Annotated in this window: 17 protein-coding genes and 1 riboswitch; of the genes, 9 read left to right on the top strand and 8 right to left on the bottom strand. The window is 58.9% G+C overall.

Annotated features, from left to right (window positions below; translation table 11 throughout):
• Positions 1–209: 209 nt before the first annotated feature.
• The 5 genes from cecR to FHN83_RS18655 all read left to right on the top strand — a co-directional run bounded on the left by cecR (position 210) and on the right by FHN83_RS18655 (position 5,926).
• Entirely contained in the window at positions 210–887 is a 678-nt protein-coding gene (cecR, locus tag FHN83_RS18675; protein WP_139564592.1) for a transcriptional regulator CecR, read from the top strand.
• Positions 884–1,879 carry a secretion protein HlyD gene (hlyD, locus tag FHN83_RS18670; protein ID WP_139564591.1) on the top strand — a complete coding sequence of 332 codons (996 nt, stop codon included), beginning with the start codon at positions 884–886 and terminating at the stop codon, positions 1,877–1,879. The genes cecR and hlyD overlap by 4 nt, the downstream gene beginning before the upstream one ends.
• Positions 1,872–3,608, top strand: coding sequence for an ATP-binding cassette domain-containing protein (locus FHN83_RS18665; protein WP_139564590.1), 1,737 nt, complete (start codon positions 1,872–1,874; stop codon positions 3,606–3,608). The genes hlyD and FHN83_RS18665 overlap by 8 nt, the downstream gene beginning before the upstream one ends.
• On the top strand, positions 3,601–4,734 hold the full coding sequence (locus FHN83_RS18660; protein ID WP_138369541.1) for an ABC transporter permease: 1,134 nt from the start codon (positions 3,601–3,603) through the stop codon (positions 4,732–4,734). The genes FHN83_RS18665 and FHN83_RS18660 overlap by 8 nt, the downstream gene beginning before the upstream one ends.
• An 85-nt stretch (positions 4,735–4,819) precedes the next feature.
• Positions 4,820–5,926 carry an ABC transporter permease gene (locus FHN83_RS18655; protein WP_138369542.1) on the top strand — a complete coding sequence of 369 codons (1,107 nt, stop codon included), beginning with the start codon at positions 4,820–4,822 and terminating at the stop codon, positions 5,924–5,926.
• Here FHN83_RS18655 and FHN83_RS18650 read toward each other — a convergent pair.
• Positions 5,888–6,298 (bottom strand): YbhQ family protein, encoded by a 411-nt coding sequence (locus FHN83_RS18650; protein WP_138369543.1) that lies wholly within the window; start codon positions 6,296–6,298, stop codon positions 5,888–5,890. The two genes, FHN83_RS18655 and FHN83_RS18650, sit on opposite strands and share 39 nt — an antisense overlap.
• A gap of 132 nt (positions 6,299–6,430) precedes the next feature.
• Between FHN83_RS18650 and FHN83_RS18645 the strand changes: the two genes are divergently transcribed.
• Genes FHN83_RS18645 through FHN83_RS18635 form a run of 3 tightly spaced genes read left to right on the top strand, consistent with a single transcriptional unit; the run spans position 6,431 to position 9,392 of the window.
• Positions 6,431–7,192 (top strand): endonuclease/exonuclease/phosphatase family protein, encoded by a 762-nt coding sequence (locus FHN83_RS18645; RefSeq protein WP_039029386.1) that lies wholly within the window; start codon positions 6,431–6,433, stop codon positions 7,190–7,192.
• Entirely contained in the window at positions 7,189–8,430 is a 1,242-nt protein-coding gene (gene clsB / locus FHN83_RS18640) for a cardiolipin synthase ClsB (RefSeq protein ID WP_039029385.1), read from the top strand. The genes FHN83_RS18645 and clsB overlap by 4 nt, the downstream gene beginning before the upstream one ends.
• The gene (locus FHN83_RS18635; RefSeq protein ID WP_039029384.1) at positions 8,430–9,392 is read left to right on the top strand and encodes a lysylphosphatidylglycerol synthase domain-containing protein; all 963 of its coding nucleotides are present in this window, start codon (positions 8,430–8,432) and stop codon (positions 9,390–9,392) included. The genes clsB and FHN83_RS18635 overlap by 1 nt, the downstream gene beginning before the upstream one ends.
• Before the next feature lie 85 nt (positions 9,393–9,477).
• Here FHN83_RS18635 and FHN83_RS18630 read toward each other — a convergent pair whose 3' ends face one another.
• The 6 genes from FHN83_RS18630 to moaA all read right to left on the bottom strand — a co-directional run bounded on the left by FHN83_RS18630 (position 9,478) and on the right by moaA (position 12,947).
• The gene (locus FHN83_RS18630; RefSeq protein WP_039029383.1) at positions 9,478–10,185 is read right to left on the bottom strand and encodes a Bax inhibitor-1 family protein; all 708 of its coding nucleotides are present in this window, start codon (positions 10,183–10,185) and stop codon (positions 9,478–9,480) included.
• 58 nt (positions 10,186–10,243) lie between these two features.
• Positions 10,244–10,696, bottom strand: coding sequence for a molybdopterin synthase catalytic subunit MoaE (gene moaE / locus FHN83_RS18625; protein WP_139564589.1), 453 nt, complete (start codon positions 10,694–10,696; stop codon positions 10,244–10,246).
• Between the two features lies 1 nt (position 10,697).
• A complete protein-coding gene (moaD, locus tag FHN83_RS18620; RefSeq protein ID WP_039029381.1) occupies positions 10,698–10,943 on the bottom strand; it encodes a molybdopterin synthase sulfur carrier subunit in 246 nt (81 codons plus the stop codon).
• Positions 10,936–11,421: a cyclic pyranopterin monophosphate synthase MoaC gene (moaC, locus tag FHN83_RS18615; RefSeq protein WP_139564588.1), complete on the bottom strand. Its 486-nt coding sequence runs from the start codon at positions 11,419–11,421 to the stop codon at positions 10,936–10,938. The genes moaD and moaC overlap by 8 nt, the downstream gene beginning before the upstream one ends.
• A gap of 3 nt (positions 11,422–11,424) precedes the next feature.
• A complete protein-coding gene (gene moaB / locus FHN83_RS18610) occupies positions 11,425–11,937 on the bottom strand; it encodes a molybdenum cofactor biosynthesis protein B (RefSeq protein ID WP_039029379.1) in 513 nt (170 codons plus the stop codon).
• A 20-nt stretch (positions 11,938–11,957) separates the two neighbouring features.
• A complete protein-coding gene (gene moaA, locus FHN83_RS18605; protein ID WP_139564587.1) occupies positions 11,958–12,947 on the bottom strand; it encodes a GTP 3',8-cyclase MoaA in 990 nt (329 codons plus the stop codon).
• Positions 12,935–13,069: riboswitch (molybdenum cofactor riboswitch) on the bottom strand. (Overlaps the previous gene by 13 nt.)
• A gap of 225 nt (positions 13,070–13,294) precedes the next feature.
• Between moaA and yvcK the strand changes: the two genes are divergently transcribed.
• A complete protein-coding gene (gene yvcK, locus FHN83_RS18600) occupies positions 13,295–14,203 on the top strand; it encodes a uridine diphosphate-N-acetylglucosamine-binding protein YvcK (RefSeq protein WP_139564586.1) in 909 nt (302 codons plus the stop codon).
• A gap of 568 nt (positions 14,204–14,771) precedes the next feature.
• On the opposite strand, the gene uvrB is transcribed toward yvcK, so the two are convergent.
• On the bottom strand, positions 14,772–16,787 hold the full coding sequence (gene uvrB, locus FHN83_RS18590) for an excinuclease ABC subunit UvrB (protein ID WP_039029376.1): 2,016 nt from the start codon (positions 16,785–16,787) through the stop codon (positions 14,772–14,774).
• Positions 16,788–17,380 lie beyond the last annotated feature (593 nt).

Genomic DNA, 17,380 nt, shown 5'->3' with positions numbered 1-17,380 from the left:
CCGACCATTTTCAGGTGTAGTTTTCAGGGAGATAGTGACAAATAGAAGGACAAAAACCACGGTGTCGCGAAGCAGCGGAGTGTAGCAGCTTTTGTGACATGGCGCATAAATTATCCCGTCGGAGGCGATTTCCCCAGGCAACAAAACTGGACAAGGTCAAAAAACAGTCATAATCTTAATCAATCGATTGATTAATTTTGTGTGCTGCTATGAATCCGATCCCGACCACCACCAAAGGCGAGCAGGCCAAAAGCCAGTTAATCGCCGCAGCGCTGGCGCAGTTTGGCGAATATGGGCTGCATGCCACCACCCGCGATATCGCCGCCCAGGCCGGGCAGAATATCGCCGCCATTACCTACTATTTTGGCTCGAAAGAGGATCTTTACCTCGCCTGCGCCCAGTGGATCGCCGACTTCATTGGCGGCCATTTTCGCCCGCATGTGGAGGAAGCCACCGCGCTGTTGGCAGAGCCTGAACCGGATCGCGCCGCCATTCGCGGGCTGATCCTTAACGCCTGCAACAACATGATCCAGCTGCTGACCCATGACGATACGCTGAACCTGAGCAAGTTTATCTCACGGGAGCAGCTCTCGCCTTCCGCCGCCTATCAGCTGGTGCACGCTCAGGTTATCGCCCCGATGCACACCCACCTGACCCCGCTGGTGGCGGCCTATACCGGCCGCGACGCGCAGGATACGCAGACCATTTTGCATACCCACGCCCTGCTGGGGGAAGTGCTCGCCTTTCGTCTCGGGCGGGAGACCATTCTGTTACGCACCGGCTGGACCGAATTTGATGAGGATAAAGCGCTGCAGATTAGTCAGGTCATCACCTGTCATGTGGATTTGATCCTGCAGGGCTTAACGCAAAGGAGCCTGGAGTCATGAAGAAACCTGTCGCCATTATTGTGGCCGTGGTGGTTGTGCTGGCAGCCGGTATCGGCGGCTGGCTGTGGTATCAGAGCCAGCAGGATAAAACGCTGACCCTGTACGGGAACGTCGATATCCGCACCGTGAATATGAGCTTCCGGGTTGGCGGACGGCTGGCGGATCTGAGCGTGGATGAAGGCGATGCCATCACCGCCGGGCAGACGCTCGGCGAGCTGGATAAAGCTCCGTACCAGAACGCCCTGTTGCAGGCCAAAGCGGGCGTAGCCGTGGCCCAGGCGCAGTACGACTTAATGCAGGCGGGCTACCGTGACGAAGAGGTGGCCCAGGCCGCCGCCGCCGTTAAGCAGGCGCAGGCCGCCTATGACTACGCGCAGAACTTCTTCAATCGCCAGCAGGGGCTGTGGAAAAGCCGCACCGTATCGGCCAACGATCTGGAGAACGCCCGCTCCTCGCGGGATCAGGCTCTGGCGACCCTGAAATCTTCTCAGGACAAGCTGCGTCAGTATCGCTCCGGTAACCGCGAGCAGGATATCGCCCAGGCCAAAGCCAGCCTCGAACAGGCTCAGGCCCAGCTGGCACAGGCCGAGCTGGATCTGCACGACACCACGCTGGTCGCCCCGGCCAACGGCACGCTGATGACCCGCGCCGTGGAGCCCGGCAGCATGCTCAACGCAGGCAGCACGGTGCTGACCCTGTCGCTCACCCGCCCGGTGTGGGTGCGGGCCTATGTGAACGAAGCCAGCCTCAGAGAGGCTAAACCGGGGCGCGAGGTGCTGCTCTATACCGACGGTCGCCCGGACAAGCCGTATCGCGGGAAAATCGGCTTTGTCTCCCCCACCGCCGAATTTACGCCAAAAACCGTTGAAACCCCGGACCTGCGCACCGACCTGGTCTATCGCCTGCGCATTGTCGTCACCGATGCCGACGACGCCCTGCGCCAGGGGATGCCGGTGACCGTCAGCTTCGACAACGGGCAAACCCATGAGTGATGCGGTGATCCAGCTTACCGGCCTGGTGAAACGCTTTGCCGGGATGGACAAACCCGCCGTCGCGCCCCTCGACTGCACGCTGCAGAAGGGCTACGTCACCGGGCTGGTCGGCCCGGACGGCGCGGGCAAAACCACCCTGATGCGCATGCTGGCCGGGCTGCTGAAACCCGACGAAGGTACCGCCAGCGTGCTGGGGCTGGATCCGGTCCAGGACGATCGCGCCCTGCACGCCATGCTGGGCTATATGCCGCAGAAGTTCGGCCTGTATGAAGATCTGACGGTGATGGAGAACCTGACCCTCTACGCCGACCTGCGCAGCGTCACCGGTGAAACGCGGGAGAAAACCTTTCAGCGCCTGCTTGAGTTTACCTCGCTGGGCCCCTTCACCGGGCGGCTGGCGGGCAAGCTCTCCGGCGGTATGAAGCAGAAGCTGGGGCTGGCCTGCACCCTGGTGGGGGAACCGAAGGTACTGCTGCTGGACGAACCCGGCGTCGGCGTCGACCCTATCTCCCGCCGCGAGCTGTGGCAGATGGTGCACGAGCTGGCGGGCGACGGGATGTTGATCCTCTGGAGCACCTCCTATCTCGACGAAGCGGAGCAGTGCCGGGACGTGCTGCTGGTGAACGAAGGGGAGCTGCTCTATCAGGGCGACCCTACCAGACTCACGCAGAGCATGACCGGGCGCAGCGTGCTGCTGCACTCTCCCCATGAGAACAACCGCCGCCTGCTGCAACGGGTGCTGAAGCTGCCTCAGGTGAGCGACGGCATGATCCAGGGGAAATCGGTGCGGGTGATCCTCAAAAAAGAGGCCAGCACTGACGATCTGCGCCATAACGCGGATCTGCCGGATCTAGCTATCGAAGAGACCGCCCCGCGCTTCGAAGATGCCTTTATCGATCTCCTCGGCGGCGCAGGCACCGCCGAATCGCCGCTGGGGGCCATTCTGCATACCGTGGAGGGCACGCCCGGCGAGACGGTGATTGAGGCGAAATCCCTGACCAAAAAGTTCGGTGATTTTGCCGCCACCGATGATGTGAACTTTGCGGTGAAACGCGGCGAAATCTTCGGCCTGCTGGGCCCCAACGGCGCGGGCAAATCCACCACCTTTAAAATGATGTGCGGCCTGCTGGTGCCCACCGCCGGTAAAGCGCTGGTGCTGGACATGGATTTGAAGGTCAGCTCCGGCAAGGCGCGCCAGCATCTGGGCTATATGGCGCAAAAATTCTCCCTCTACGGCAACCTGACCGTGGAGCAGAACCTGCGCTTTTTCTCCGGCGTCTACGGGCTGCGCGGGCGGGCGCAGAGTGAAAAAATCGCCCGCATGAGCGAGGCCTTTGGCCTGCGCCAGGTGGCTGGCCAGGCCACCGACGCGCTGCCACTCGGGTTCAAGCAGCGGCTGGCGCTGGCCTGCTCCCTGATGCATGAGCCGGACATTCTGTTTCTCGACGAACCCACCTCCGGCGTCGATCCCCTCACCCGCCGGGAGTTCTGGCTGCATATCAACAGCATGGTGGAAAAAGGGGTGACGGTGATGGTCACCACCCACTTTATGGATGAGGCGGAGTACTGCGACCGGATTGGGCTGGTCTATCGCGGCAAGCTGATTGCCCACGGCACGCCGGACGATCTTAAGGCTCAGGTGGCAGACGAGCAGCAGCCCGACCCCACCATGGAACAGGCGTTTATTACGCTCATCAACGACTGGGATAAGGAGCACGGCCATGTCTGATACCGCCCTCTCCTGGCGTCGGGTCCGCGCCCTGTGCATCAAAGAGACGCGGCAGATCGTCCGCGACCCCAGCAGCTGGCTGATTGCGGTGGTGATCCCCCTGCTGCTGCTGTTTATCTTTGGCTACGGGATTAACCTCGACTCCAGCAAGCTGCGGGTCGGCATTCTGCTGGAGCAGCACAGCGAAGAGGCGCTCGACTTTACCCATACTCTGACCGGCTCGCCCTATATCGACGCCACCATCAGCGACGATCGCCAGCAGTTAACCCAGATGATGCAGGCCGGGCGCATTCGCGGCCTGATTGTCATCCCGGTGGATTTCGCGGCCCGCATGGCGCAGGCGAACGACACCGCCCCCATCCAGGTAATCACCGACGGCAGCGAGCCCAACACCGCCAACTTTGTGCAGGGCTATACGGAAGGGATCTGGCAGCTGTGGCAGATGCAGCGGGCGGAAGATCGCGGCGAAAAATTCGAGCCATTAATCGACGTCCAGACCCGGTACTGGTTTAACCCGGCGGCCATCAGCCAGCACTTTATTATCCCCGGCGCGGTGACCATTATCATGACGGTGATCGGCGCTATTCTGACCTCGCTGGTGATCGCCCGCGAGTGGGAGCGCGGCACCATGGAGGCGCTGCTCTCCACCGAAGTGACGCGCACGGAGCTGCTGCTGTGCAAGCTGATCCCCTACTACTTCCTCGGGATGCTGGCGATGCTGCTCTGCATGCTGGTGTCAGTCTTTATTCTCGGCGTACCTTATCGCGGCTCGCTGCTCATACTGTTCGTCATCACCAGCCTGTTTTTACTCAGCACCCTGGGGATGGGGCTGCTTATCTCCACCATCACCCGCAACCAGTTTAATGCCGCCCAGGTGGCGCTGAACGCCGCGTTTCTGCCGTCGATTATGCTGTCCGGTTTTATTTTCCAGATCGACAGTATGCCGGCGGTGATCCGCGCGGTGACCTACATCATCCCGGCGCGCTATTTCGTCAGCACCCTGCAAAGCCTGTTCCTGGCGGGCAATATCCCGGTGGTGTTGATTGTGAACCTGCTGTTTTTGATTGCGTCAGCGGTGATGTTTATTGGGCTGACGTGGATGAAAACCAAACGGCGGCTGGATTAGGCGTTGTGCACCGGTTGTGCCCGGTGGCGCTGCGCTTACCGGGCCTACGGGGCCTGTTGATTTTGTGGCGTTTTGAGGAGCTATTATGTTTCACCGTTTATGGACATTGATCCGCAAAGAGCTGCAGTCGCTGCTGCGCGAGCCGCAGACCCGGGCGATTTTGATTCTGCCGGTGCTGATCCAGGTGCTGCTGTTCCCGTGGGCGGCGACGCTGGAGGTGACGAACGCCACCATCGCCATCTATAACGAAGATAACGGCAAACACTCGGTGGAGCTGACCCAGCGCTTTGCCCGCGCCAAAGCCTTTACCCATGTGCTGCTCCTGAAGAGCCCGCAGGAGATCCAGCCCACCATCGACACGCAAAAGGCGCTGCTGCTGGTGCGCTTCCCGGCCGATTTTTCGCGCAATCTCGACACCCTGCAGACGGCGCCGATGCAGCTGATCCTCGACGGGCGTAACTCCAACAGCGCGCAGATTGCCGCCAACTACCTGCAACAGGTGGTGAAGGATTATCAGCAGGAGCTGATGGAGGGCAAACCGAAACCGAACAACAGCGAGCTGGTGGTGCGCAACTGGTATAACCCGAACCTCGACTACAAATGGTTTGTGGTGCCATCGCTGATCGCCATGATCACCACCATCGGGGTGATGATCGTCACCTCGCTGTCGGTGGCCCGCGAGCGCGAACAGGGCACCTTCGATCAGCTGCTGGTCTCCCCGCTGTCCACCTGGCAAATCTTCGTCGGCAAGGCGGTTCCGGCCCTGATTGTCGCCACCTTCCAGGCCAGCATCGTGCTGGCGATTGGCATCTGGGCCTATCACATTCCCTTTGCCGGATCGCTGCTGCTTTTCTACTTCACGATGGTGATTTACGGGCTGTCGCTGGTGGGGTTTGGGCTGCTGATCTCGGCGCTCTGCTCGACCCAGCAGCAGGCGTTTATCGGGGTGTTCGTCTTTATGATGCCCGCCATTTTGCTCTCGGGCTATGTCTCGCCGGTAGAGAACATGCCGGTGTGGCTGCAGAATTTAACCTGGGTGAACCCGATCCGGCACTTTACCGATATCACCAAGCAGATCTATCTGAAGGATGCGAGTCTGGATATTGTGTGGGGGAGTTTGTGGCCGCTACTGGTGATAGCGGCCGTGACGGGCTCAGTGGCGTACGCGATGTTTAGACGCAATATCGCGTAGCTTTTTGTCTTTCGCTAACAGGGAAACGACCGCCGGTCCTGCGAGGATAGCCAGACCTGCCAGGGCCAGCAGCAGGTTGTTTTGCAGCACGCGGGAGAGCAGCCACAGCACAATCAGTGCCGCACCGAAATACCAGGTGGTGGTGAGCTCTTCGAGCACATCCGCCACTTCGCGCCAGCGCTCTTCATGATGACGCTGTAAAAAGAGCATCAACAGGACGGTCACGCCGTACAGCACGCATAATCCTAAGCCGACCCGCACCAGGGTCCCGCTCATCCAGGCCATTACCAGTACGGCCACGACCAATAAATGCAACATAATCTGCCAGCAACTCAGGCCGGTTGCGACGCGTATGCGTTGTTGCCACTTCATGGCACTCTCCTGAAGGATTTTACTCTGCATGTTCAGACTATCGCACTTTACGGAAAATTCCGTAACACAGCACCTTTTTGTGACGACGACTACACTTTATTTTCATCAGGATAGTGACGCGGGAAGGAGTGTATGGCCCAACAAACCCGGCATTTTTCGCTTAAAGTGTTAACGATCAACATTCATAAAGGATTCGCGGCGTTTAACCGCCGTTTCATTCTGCCCGAACTGCGTGACGCCGTGCGCACCGTCAGCGCGGATATTGTCTGCCTGCAGGAAGTGATGGGCGCGCACGAAGTGCATCCCCTGCATGTGGAAAACTGGCCCGATACCAGCCACTACGAATTTCTCGCCGACACCATGTGGAGCGATTATGCCTACGGGCGCAACGCCGTCTATCCCGAGGGGCATCACGGCAATGCCGTTCTCTCCCGCTACCCGATCGAACACTATGAAAATCATGATGTGTCGGTGGGCGAGAGCGAAAAGCGCGGGCTGCTCTACTGCCGGATCGGCATACCGGAGCTGAACAGGCCGCTGCACGTGGCTTCGGTTCACCTTGGCCTGCGCGAAGCGCATCGCCAGGCGCAGCTGCAGATGATGTCCGAGTGGGTCAACGGCCTGCCCGAAGGGGAGCCGGTGGTGGTGGCGGGCGATTTTAACGACTGGCGCCAGCGCGCCAACCATCCGCTAAAAGCGGAGGCCGGGCTGGAGGAGATCTTCACCCTCGCCCACGGCAGGCCTGCCCGCACCTTCCCGGTGAGGTTCCCGCTGCTGCGTCTGGACAGGATCTATGTCAAAAACGCTCATGCCAGCAGCCCCACCGCGCTGGCCCTGAGCAACTGGCGTCACCTTTCCGACCATGCGCCGTTAAGTGCGGAGATTCATCTATGAAATGTTCATGGCAAAGCGGCAACCGGATAAAGCTGCTGGAGAATGGCGATCAATATTACCCGGCGGTATTTGCCGCCATTGAGCAAGCCCAGAGCCGGGTGCTGCTGGAAACCTTTATCTGGTTTGAAGACAACGTAGGGCGAAAGCTGCATGCGGTTCTTCTGCGCGCCGCCCAGCGCGGGGTGCATATCGAAGTGCTGCTCGACGGCTACGGCTCTCCCGACCTCAGCGACGAGTTCGTCGGGGAACTGACCTCGGCAGGGGTGGTATTCCGCTACTACGATCCGCGCCCGCCACTTTTTGGTATGCGCACCAACGTCTTCCGTCGCATGCACCGTAAAATTGTGGTGGTGGATGAGCAGGTGGCGTTTGTCGGCGGGATTAACTACTCCGCAGAACATATGTCGGACTATGGCCCGGAGGCCAAGCAGGATTATGCCGTCCAGGTCGAAGGGCCGGTGGTGCAGGATATTTTGCAATTTGTCGTGGAAAATCTCCCCGGCAAAGCGGCGGTTCGTCGCTGGTGGAAACGGCGTCACCGCGCGGAAGAGAACACCAAACCGGGCGAAGCCCAGGCGCTGTTTATCTGGCGCGATAACGAAGAGCACCGGGACGATATTGAGCGCCACTATCTGAAGATGCTGGCCAATGCCCGGCGCGAAGTGATCATCGCCAACGCCTACTTCTTCCCGGGCTATCGCCTGCTGCACGCCATGCGCAACGCGGCGCGGCGTGGCGTGCGGGTCAGGCTGATTGTGCAGGGCGAGCCGGATATGCCGATTGTCACGGTGGGCGCGCGTCTGCTCTACAACTATCTGGTGAAAGGAGGCGTCGAGATTTACGAATATCGCCGCCGTCCCCTGCACGGGAAAGTGGCGCTGATGGACGATCACTGGGTGACCGTCGGCTCCAGCAACCTTGATCCCCTCAGCCTGTCGCTGAATCTGGAGGCCAACCTGATCATTCACGATCGCGAATTTAACCAGACCCTGCGCGACAACCTCACCGCCATCATCGCCGAAGACTGCGTGCGGGTGGATGAGTCGATGGTGCCGAAACGCACCTGGTGGAATCTGGGCAAGAGCGTGGTGGTGTTCCACTTCCTGCGCCACTTCCCGGCGCTGGTCGGCTGGTTGCCGGCCCATACGCCGAAGCTGGCGCAGGTGCCGCCGCCGGTACAGCCTGAGATGGAGACGCAGGATCGCGTCGAGGCAGGCAATACGGGGGTAAAACCCTGATGAGCAAAAAACATTCGCGCTGGCATCTGGCAAAGAAGATCCTCACCTGGGTGTTCTTCATTGCTGTTGCGGTGCTGCTGGTGGTTTACGCCAAAAAGGTCGACTGGGCCGAAGTATGGAAGGTTATCCGCGACTACGACCGTCTGTCGCTGATGGGCGCAGTGGCCCTGGTGGTGCTGAGCTTCCTGCTGTATGGCTGTTACGATCTGCTGGGGCGGGTCTACTGCGGGCATAAGCTGGCAAAGCGTCAGGTCATGCTGGTGTCGTTTATCTGCTACGCCTTTAACCTGACCCTGAGTACCTGGGTTGGCGGCATCGGCATGCGCTACCGGCTCTACTCCCGCCTGGGGCTGCCCAGCGGCACCATCACCCGCATTTTCTCCCTGAGTATCACCACCAACTGGCTGGGCTACATCCTGCTGGGCGGGGTGATCTTCACCGCGGGCGTGGTGCAGTTGCCCGATCACTGGTATATCGATCAGTCGACGCTGCGCATTCTCGGCATCGTGCTGCTGCTGGTAATCGCTTTCTACCTGTGGGCCTGCGCCTTCGCTAAGCGGCGTCATATGACCATCAAGGGGCAGAAGCTGGTGCTTCCCTCCTGGCGTTTCGCGCTGGCGCAGATGGGGATTTCCGCCGCCAACTGGATGGCGATGGGGGCGATTATCTGGCTATTGATGGGCGAAGACGTGAACTACTTCTTCGTGCTGGGGGTGCTGCTGGTGAGCAGTATCGCCGGGGTAATTGTTCATATCCCGGCCGGGATCGGCGTGCTGGAAGCGGTGTTTATTGCCCTGTTAGCGGGGGAGCACGTTTCTCACGGCACCATCATCGCCGCCCTGCTGGCCTACCGCATGCTCTATTACTTCCTGCCGCTGGGGCTGGCAACGGTCTGTTATCTGGTGCTGGAGAGCCGGGCGAAGAAATTACGCGCCAAAAACGAGAGAGAGATGGTGAAGTAAGTGCGGGCTATGCCGGGTGGCGCTGCGCTTACCCGGCCTACGGGTTCTGTAGGCCCGGCAAGCAACGCGCCGCCGGGCACCACAATCAACGACGGTTGCCGAAAATACGCAGCAGCATCAGGAACAGGTTGATGAAGTCCAGATAGAGGGTTAACGCTCCAAGAATCGAGTACTTGCGCAGGTTTGAACTGTCGCGCACGTCGATCTGCTCACCGATGTTTTTCAGCTTTTGCGTGTCATACGCCGTCAGTCCGACAAAGACAATCACCCCGATATAGGTCACCGCCCACATCAGCGCTTCACTCTTCAGCCAGAAATTCACCAGCGACGCCAGCACAATCCCAATCAGCGCCATAAACAGCATATTGCCAAACCCGCTCAGGTCGCGTTTGGTGGTGTAGCCGTAAAGACTCATCGCGCCGAACATCCCGCCCGCGACCACAAAAGTGCTGGCAATCGAGGAGTAGGTGTAGACGATGAAGATACTGGAGAGCGTCAGGCCGGTCAGGGCCGAATAGAGCATAAACAGCGTGGTGGCCATCCCTGCGCTGAGCTTATGCACCAGCCCCGAGAGGACAAACACCAGCGCCAGCTGGGCGATAATCAGGCCAAAAAAGGTGATCTTGCTGGAGAAGACAAACATCATCACCGCAGGGGTGTTCGCGGAAAACCATGCGACAAACGCGGTGAGCAGCAAACCGCAGGTCATCCAGCCGTAGACCTGGGCCATGTAGGTTTGCAGCCCGGTACGGCTCTGCTGAACGATGGAATCGGAACGGGGAAATCTGTCCATAACGCACTCCTTTTTAAGTGGACACACAGTTAAAGCCTAACACATCCCGGCAATCCGGCTACCAGCGGCTGGCGGCTTCCTTGTCGCTGTCGCGGGACTCGACCCAGCGATCGCCCTCTGGGGTGGCTTCGCGCTTCCAGAACGGGGCGCGGGTTTTCAGATAATCCATAATGAACTCGCCCGCCGCAAAGGCGCTGCCGCGATGGGCGCTGGTCACGCCGACAAAGACGATCTCTTCGCCCGGCCACATCTCGCCGATGCGGTGGATCACGGTGACGCGGCCGAGCGGCCAGCGCTCGCGCGCCTGGTCGACGATCTCCGCCAGCGCCTTTTCGGTCATGCCGGGATAGTGCTCAAGGGTCAGCGCCTTCACGCTGTCGCCCAGATTGTGGTTGCGCACTTTGCCGGTGAAGGTGACCACCGCCCCGTCTTCGTCACGCTCCGCCAGCCAGCTGTATTCGGCGCCGACATTAAAACGCGCCGGTTCGACAACAATTTTGGTCTCTGCCATCTTAGCCCCCGGTAACCGGCGGAAAGAAGGCCACCTCATCGCCAGGCTTCACCGGATGGGTGAACTCCACCAGCGTCTGGTTTACCGCCGCCAGCAGTTTTTCTGCGTCCAGCGCCAGCGCCCAGCGGTCGCTTTGCGCCGCCAGATGCGCCCGCAGCGCTTCTACGGTATCGACCTGAATATCCAGCGTCAGGCTGTCGGTGTTCACCAGCTCACGCACCTGCGCAAAAAACAGTACTTTAATCATTCTCTTGTGCCCTGAAATCACCCGATTTACCGCCGCTTTTCGCCAGCAGGCGAACCGGGCCGATAACCATATCCTTCTGCACCGCTTTGCACATGTCGTAGATGGTCAGCGCCGCCACGGAGGCCGCGGTTAAGGCTTCCATCTCCACCCCGGTTTTCCCGGTCAGGCGGCACTGCGACTCAATGCGCACGCGGTTATGCTCCTGCTCTGCCCGCAGGTTGACCTCCACTTTGCTGAGCATCAGCGGATGGCACAGCGGGATCAGTTCCCAGGTGCGTTTTGCCGCCTGGATCCCGGCGATGCGCGCGGTGGCGAAGACATCCCCTTTGTGGTGACTGCCGTCAACGATCATGGCCAGGGTTTCCGGGAGCATGGTGACGAACGCTTCCGCGCGCGCTTCGCGCACGGTCTCGGCCTTGGCGGAGACATCCACCATATGCGCTTCGCCAGCGGCGTTAATGTGGGTCAGTTGCGACATAGCTTACTTCTTCAGATGAGGATGGAAATTACAGGGACGCGTGCGGGCATCCAGCTGCGGGGCGATGATGTTTTCCCAGGCGGTGCGGCACGCTTTGGTTGAACCCGGCATGGCAAAAATCACCGTGTTGTTGGCGATCCCCGCGACGGCGCGAGACTGCAGGGTGGAGGTGCCGATCTCTTCAAAAGAGAGCATGCGGAACACTTCCCCAAAGCCTTCGATTTCGCGATCGAACAGCGGCAGCAGCGCTTCCGGGGCCTGATCGCCCGGGGTAAAACCGGTCCCGCCGGTGATCAGCACTACCTGGACGTCGTCACTGGCTACCCAGCGCGACACTTCCGCGCGAATGGCGTAGCGGTTCTCTTTCACGATCGCCTTGTCGACAATGTGATGCCCCGCCTCGTGGGCCGCATCGCGCAGCCAGTGCCCGGAGGTGTCATCCTCTTCGCCGCGGCGTTCGGAAACGGTAAGAATAGCAATACGCGTCGGGATAAATTCAGCGCTTACCTGACTCATCTTCTGGTTCCTTGTAGCGATTACCCGCCAATGTATGACAGGTTCTGGGTGATCCCGGTGTTGCCCTGATGCAGGAAATGGGTCTGCTTTTTGTGCATCAGCGCGTCAGAAATGCGGCCTTCCAGCGCCGCCTGCTGCGCGTCATCGGCCAGCAGATCGCGCAGATCGACGCCGCCGTCGCCAAACAGGCACAGGTGCAGTTTGCCCACCGACGAGACGCGCAGGCGGTTACAGCTGGCGCAGAAGTCTTTTTCATACGGCATGATAAGCCCGATCTCCCCTTCGTAGTCGGGGTGGCAGAAGACCTGCGCCGGGCCGTCGCTGCGCTGGCGAAGCTGGTGGATCCAGCCACGCCTGAGCAGTTCATCGCGCAGCACCATGCCGGAGATGTGGTGGCGGGAGAAGAGATCGCTGCCCTCACCCGTCTCCATCAGCTCGATAAAGCGCAGTTGAATGCGGCGGGGTTTGATCCACGCCAGGAAGGTGTCCAGCTGATGATGGTTCACATCGCGCATCAGCACGGTGTTGACCTTCACCTTCTCGAAGCCAGCAGCAAATGCCGCATCGATGCCGTCCATCACCTGGTGGAATTTATCCTGGCCGGTGATGGCATGAAACTGACGGGCATCGAGGCTGTCGACGCTGACGTTAATCGCCGTCAGGCCCGCATCGCGCCACTGCGCGACATCGCGCGCCAGACGATAGCCATTGGTGGTGACCGCTATCTGGCGGATGGCGTCATTTTCACGCACCGCCGCGATGATATCGGTGAAGTCCCGGCGCAGCGAGGGTTCGCCGCCGGTAAGACGGACCTTCTCGGTTCCCATGGCGGCAAACGCGCGCGTGACGCGGCGCACTTCATCCACGGAGAGAAAGCCGTTATTGGTGACGCCGCCGGGTTTGTAGCCATCCGGCAGGCAGTAGGTGCAACGGAAGTTGCACACATCGGTAATCGACAAACGCAGGTAAAAAAACTTACGCGCGAATGCATCGGTAAGTTGTGAAGCCATGTACACCTTTCCTGATACGGGAGGCACAGTCATTTCTTCCTGTACCCTGGTGGCGAAACCGCCACGGCCAGGGCACCATATCTGTCGACACAGGTGCCAGGGCTAGAGTGTATGTTTTCAGTAATGAAAACGTGGTTATGCCGATATTAGCTTGTTAAACAGAGTTTCGCTATCGTCGGCTTTCGATATATAAACTTGTATATAGCGAGCTAATCGTGCAATTTCGAATTAGAATACTCAATTATCATACTTTTGCATTGATATACGTCATTTTGAGCCGGTCGCAGCATCGTCATTTAGGAGTAGTTGAGTTACTGTTTACGCGTTGGTCTTATTAAGGAATTTTTATGCGCAATCGCACTTTTGCGGATCTTGACCGGGTGGTCGCTCTCGGCGGAGGCCACGGACTGGGCCGGGTCATGTCCTCGTTGTCGTCGCTTGGCTCCCGCCTGACCGGGATCGTCACCACCACCGATAACGGCGGCTCAACCGGACGCATCCGGCGCTCCGAAGGCGGTATCGCCTGGGGGGATATGCGCAACTGTCTGAATCAGCTTATCACCGAACAGAGCGTGGCTTCGGCGATGTTTGAGTATCGTTTTGGCGGAAATGGCGAACTTTCCGGGCATAACCTCGGAAACCTGATGTTAAAGGCGCTGGATCACCTCAGCGTGCGGCCTCTGGAGGCGATCAATTTAATTCGCAACCTGCTTAAAGTGGATGCGTTTCTAATCCCAATGTCCGAACTTCCGGTCGATCTGATGGCAATCGACTGCAACGACCATGAAGTGTATGGCGAGGTGAATATCGATCAGCTTCCCACGCCGCCAAAGGAGCTGATGCTTTATCCCTCCGTTCCGGCGACCCGCGAAGCGGTGGAGGCAATTGGCGAAGCGGATTTGATCCTTATCGGCCCCGGCAGTTTTTACACCAGCCTGATGCCGCTGCTGCTGATTAAAGAGCTGGCCCAGGCAATGCGGCGCACCCCTGCCCCGGTGGTCTATATCGGTAATCTGGGCCGCGAGCTCAGCCCGGCTGCCGCGGGACTTTCGCTGGCCGACAAGCTGGCGCTGATGGAGCAGTACGTGGGGAAAAAGATTATCGATGCGGTGGTGGTCGGGCCGAAAGAGGATGTCTTAGGTATGGAAGGCCGGGTGGTGGTGCAGGAGCCGCTTGAGGCCAGCGACATTAAGTATCGCCATGACCGGCATCTGTTGCGCGTGGCGCTGGAGAAGGCGGTACAGGCGTTGGGTTGAGTGCGGTTTGTATTGCTGCGCTTACCGGACCTACAAGCTGGTGCGGTCTGATGCCCTCATCCCGGCCTTCTCCCACAGGGGTGAGGGATCCCCACAAAAAATAATGGCAGGATCTGCCCCCTCTCCATTCAGGGAGAGGGTTGGGGTGAGGGGGAGCATGTGACTGTGGTGGTGGTTCCGTTCACTGTATGTTTTGTGCTTCTCTGTCAGCCACGCCACCCGTGAACGTGCTAAGTGGGCTCGCCGCCGCCCCCTTAGCAATCCCGGCTCCCGGCCAGGAAAATCGCCGCTTCGCGGTGCACTCAGCTTATTCCCGCAGGCTTAGGGTCGGGGGCGATCCTACATCCATGTAGGTCGCCCCCTCTCGGCGCATCCCTGCGCCTCGCCCCGGCCTGCGGTCAACGCTTCGTCGATTTTCAGCCGGACGAGGTAGTCGCTGTAAATCCCTTATTATCCTGAAATTATTTCATCGCGGTAAACATACGAAAATTACTGGGGATTCCTCATCCCACAGAGATAAGGTGCAAACCCTAAAAATGGCAGCCTTCGGCTGCCATTTTGCTTTTACCTACGACGCCGCAATAAACAGATCCCGCAGCTGATGCAGCTGGTCGCGGATCTGCGCGGCCTCCTCGAACTCGAGGTTCTGGGCGTGCTGCATCATCTGCCCTTCCAGCTCGTGAATTTTCTGCTGCAGCGCTTTCGGCGTCAGCGCCACGGTATCGGCCTCAACCGGTGAGCGCGACTTGCCGCGGCCCTTGGTTTTGGTCTTAGCAATGTTCTGGCCGAGCTGCAGGATATCCACCACCTTCTTGTTCAGCCCCTGCGGGGTGATGCCGTGCTCTTCGTTGTAGCGCTGCTGCTTCTCGCGACGGCGTTCGGTTTCACTAATCGCTTTGGCCATCGACGGGGTGATCTTATCCCCGTACAGAATCGCTTTGCCGTTGACGTTTCGCGCCGCACGGCCGATGGTCTGGATCAGCGATCGCTCGGAGCGCAGGAAGCCCTCTTTATCGGCGTCCAGAATCGCCACCAGCGACACTTCCGGCATATCCAGCCCCTCACGCAGCAGGTTGATCCCTACCAGCACGTCGAACTCGCCCAGGCGCAGATCGCGGATGATCTCCATACGCTCCACGGTGTCGATATCCGAGTGCAGATAGCGCACCTTCTCGCCGTGCTCTTCGAGGTATTCGGTCAGGTCTTCTGCCATGCGCTTGGTCAGGGTGGTGACCAGCACGCGCTCGTTGATGGCCGCCCTGGCGCGGATCTCAGACAGCAGATCGTCCACCTGGGTAGCAACCGGACGCACTTCGATAATCGGATCCAGCAGGCCGGTCGGACGCACCACCTGATCCACCACTTCGTCGCCCGATTTCTCCAGCTCGTAGTTGCCCGGCGTTGCCGACACGTAGATGGTTTGCGGGGCCAGCGCCTCGAACTCTTCAAACTTCATTGGGCGGTTATCCAGCGCAGACGGCAGGCGGAAGCCGTACTCCACCAGCGTCTCTTTACGCGCCCGGTCGCCGCGATACATCCCGCCAATCTGCGGAATGGTGACGTGGGATTCGTCCACCACCAGCAGACCATCCGCCGGCAGGTAATCAAACAGGGTTGGCGGCGCTTCGCCCGGCCCGCGACCGGAGAGATAGCGGGAGTAGTTTTCGATACCGGAGCAGTAGCCCAGCTCGTTCATCATCTCGAGATCGAACTGGGTACGCTGGCTGATACGCTGCTCTTCCAGCAGCTTATTGTTCTCCAGCAGCGTTTTACGGCGATCCGCCAGCTCAACCTTGATGTCCTCCATCGCCTGCACGATGCGCTCGCGCGGGGTGACGTAGTGGGTTTTCGGGTAGACGGTGAAGCGCTGAATGGTAGATTCAACATGCCCGGTTAGCGGGTCAAACAGCGACAGCCGCTCCACCTCTTCATCGAAAAGTTCCACGCGCAGCGCAAAGTCGTCCGACTCCGCCGGGAAGATGTCGATCACTTCGCCGCGCACCCGGAAGGTACCGCGCTGGAACGCCTGATCGTTACGGGTGTACTGCAGCTCGGCCAGGCGGCGCAGGATGGCGCGCTGATCGATGATCATCCCCACGGTCAGGTGCAGCATCATCTTCAGATAGAGATCCGGATCGCCCAGGCCGTAGATCGCCGACACCGAGGCAACGACCACCACGTCACGGCGCTCAAGCAGCGCTTTGGTGGCGGAGAGACGCATCTGCTCGATGTGTTCGTTCACCGAGGCATCTTTTTCGATAAAGGTATCGGAGCTCGGAACGTAGGCTTCCGGCTGGTAATAGTCGTAGTAAGAGACGAAGTACTCCACCGCATTATCGGGGAAGAACTCCTTCATCTCGCCGTAGAGCTGCGCCGCCAGGGTTTTGTTAGGGGCCAGCACCATGGTCGGGCGCTGCAGATCGGCGATCACGTTGGCGACGGTGAAGGTTTTACCCGACCCGGTCACCCCCAGCAGCGTCTGGTGCGCAAGCCCATCCTCCAGCCCCTCTTTCAGACGGCGAATCGCTTCAGGCTGATCGCCGGAAGGACGGAAAGCGGAATTCAGTTTGAACGGTTTACTCATGAACGGCGACCTGATGATGGTTGATACGGCAGGTGAGTAATTTTACTCTGGATGGCTATTTTTGCCAGTAAATTATACTGGATATAAAGCCAGTGGCAACCACGTTGTTTTGTGCCACTCAGGTCAGGAATCAAACAAAGTTGAACAAAATTTAGGCTGAGACGGGATAAAATTCCATCAATGCAGGGTTATCCCCAGAACTTTTTAATTTTTAACATTTGTCAAGGCGAGACGCCGGACTTTAGCGCATTACGTTGACAGTTTAATGACAGAGATTGATTTTATTTAACGCTTTGATTCAATTTCAAATTTTCAAAAAGACGCGTTTCGCATCAATTCAGGCGCAGGCCGCGTATTCTCTCGCTTACCTTGTGTTTTCTAACTCTAATGCACATGGTTATCCACAGGAATAGTGGATAACTGCTTCCAGGCCATACGGAGCGTGACTCAGCTAATTCCCGGTTTTTGCCCACAGCGCGACGGTAAAAAATTTTTATCGCCCAATTTTGGCGATCTGATGCCGAAAATCAGATAACGAATTGATGAGAGATTGCTCACATTTCGTTCAAATGGTGGCTGCACCAGTCGCACCC

Origin of the sequence: Leclercia adecarboxylata (genome assembly GCF_006171285.1) — a bacterium.
GTDB lineage: Bacteria > Pseudomonadota > Gammaproteobacteria > Enterobacterales > Enterobacteriaceae > Enterobacter > Enterobacter barmai.
The sequence above is the reverse complement of the archived record's forward strand: the minus strand, read 5'-3'. Positions and strand labels throughout refer to the sequence as shown.

What these genes read in the sequence shown, in the direction of transcription:
- FHN83_RS18655 (WP_138369542.1), top strand. Translation starts at nt 4,820, where the DNA reads ATGTTTCACCGTTTATGGACATTGATCCGCAAAGAGCTGCAGTCGCTG.
- FHN83_RS18660 (WP_138369541.1), top strand. Translation starts at nt 3,601, where the DNA reads ATGTCTGATACCGCCCTCTCCTGGCGTCGGGTCCGCGCCCTGTGCATC.
- yvcK (WP_139564586.1), top strand. Translation starts at nt 13,295, where the DNA reads ATGCGCAATCGCACTTTTGCGGATCTTGACCGGGTGGTCGCTCTCGGC.
- moaE (WP_139564589.1), bottom strand. Translation starts at nt 10,696, where the DNA reads ATGGCAGAGACCAAAATTGTTGTCGAACCGGCGCGTTTTAATGTCGGC.
- cecR (WP_139564592.1), top strand. Translation starts at nt 210, where the DNA reads ATGAATCCGATCCCGACCACCACCAAAGGCGAGCAGGCCAAAAGCCAG.
- uvrB (WP_039029376.1), bottom strand. Translation starts at nt 16,787, where the DNA reads ATGAGTAAACCGTTCAAACTGAATTCCGCTTTCCGTCCTTCCGGCGAT.
- clsB (WP_039029385.1), top strand. Translation starts at nt 7,189, where the DNA reads ATGAAATGTTCATGGCAAAGCGGCAACCGGATAAAGCTGCTGGAGAAT.
- moaA (WP_139564587.1), bottom strand. Translation starts at nt 12,947, where the DNA reads ATGGCTTCACAACTTACCGATGCATTCGCGCGTAAGTTTTTTTACCTG.
- FHN83_RS18635 (WP_039029384.1), top strand. Translation starts at nt 8,430, where the DNA reads ATGAGCAAAAAACATTCGCGCTGGCATCTGGCAAAGAAGATCCTCACC.
- FHN83_RS18650 (WP_138369543.1), bottom strand. Translation starts at nt 6,298, where the DNA reads ATGAAGTGGCAACAACGCATACGCGTCGCAACCGGCCTGAGTTGCTGG.
- moaB (WP_039029379.1), bottom strand. Translation starts at nt 11,937, where the DNA reads ATGAGTCAGGTAAGCGCTGAATTTATCCCGACGCGTATTGCTATTCTT.
- hlyD (WP_139564591.1), top strand. Translation starts at nt 884, where the DNA reads ATGAAGAAACCTGTCGCCATTATTGTGGCCGTGGTGGTTGTGCTGGCA.
- moaD (WP_039029381.1), bottom strand. Translation starts at nt 10,943, where the DNA reads ATGATTAAAGTACTGTTTTTTGCGCAGGTGCGTGAGCTGGTGAACACC.
- FHN83_RS18665 (WP_139564590.1), top strand. Translation starts at nt 1,872, where the DNA reads ATGAGTGATGCGGTGATCCAGCTTACCGGCCTGGTGAAACGCTTTGCC.
- FHN83_RS18630 (WP_039029383.1), bottom strand. Translation starts at nt 10,185, where the DNA reads ATGGACAGATTTCCCCGTTCCGATTCCATCGTTCAGCAGAGCCGTACC.
- moaC (WP_139564588.1), bottom strand. Translation starts at nt 11,421, where the DNA reads ATGTCGCAACTGACCCACATTAACGCCGCTGGCGAAGCGCATATGGTG.
- FHN83_RS18645 (WP_039029386.1), top strand. Translation starts at nt 6,431, where the DNA reads ATGGCCCAACAAACCCGGCATTTTTCGCTTAAAGTGTTAACGATCAAC.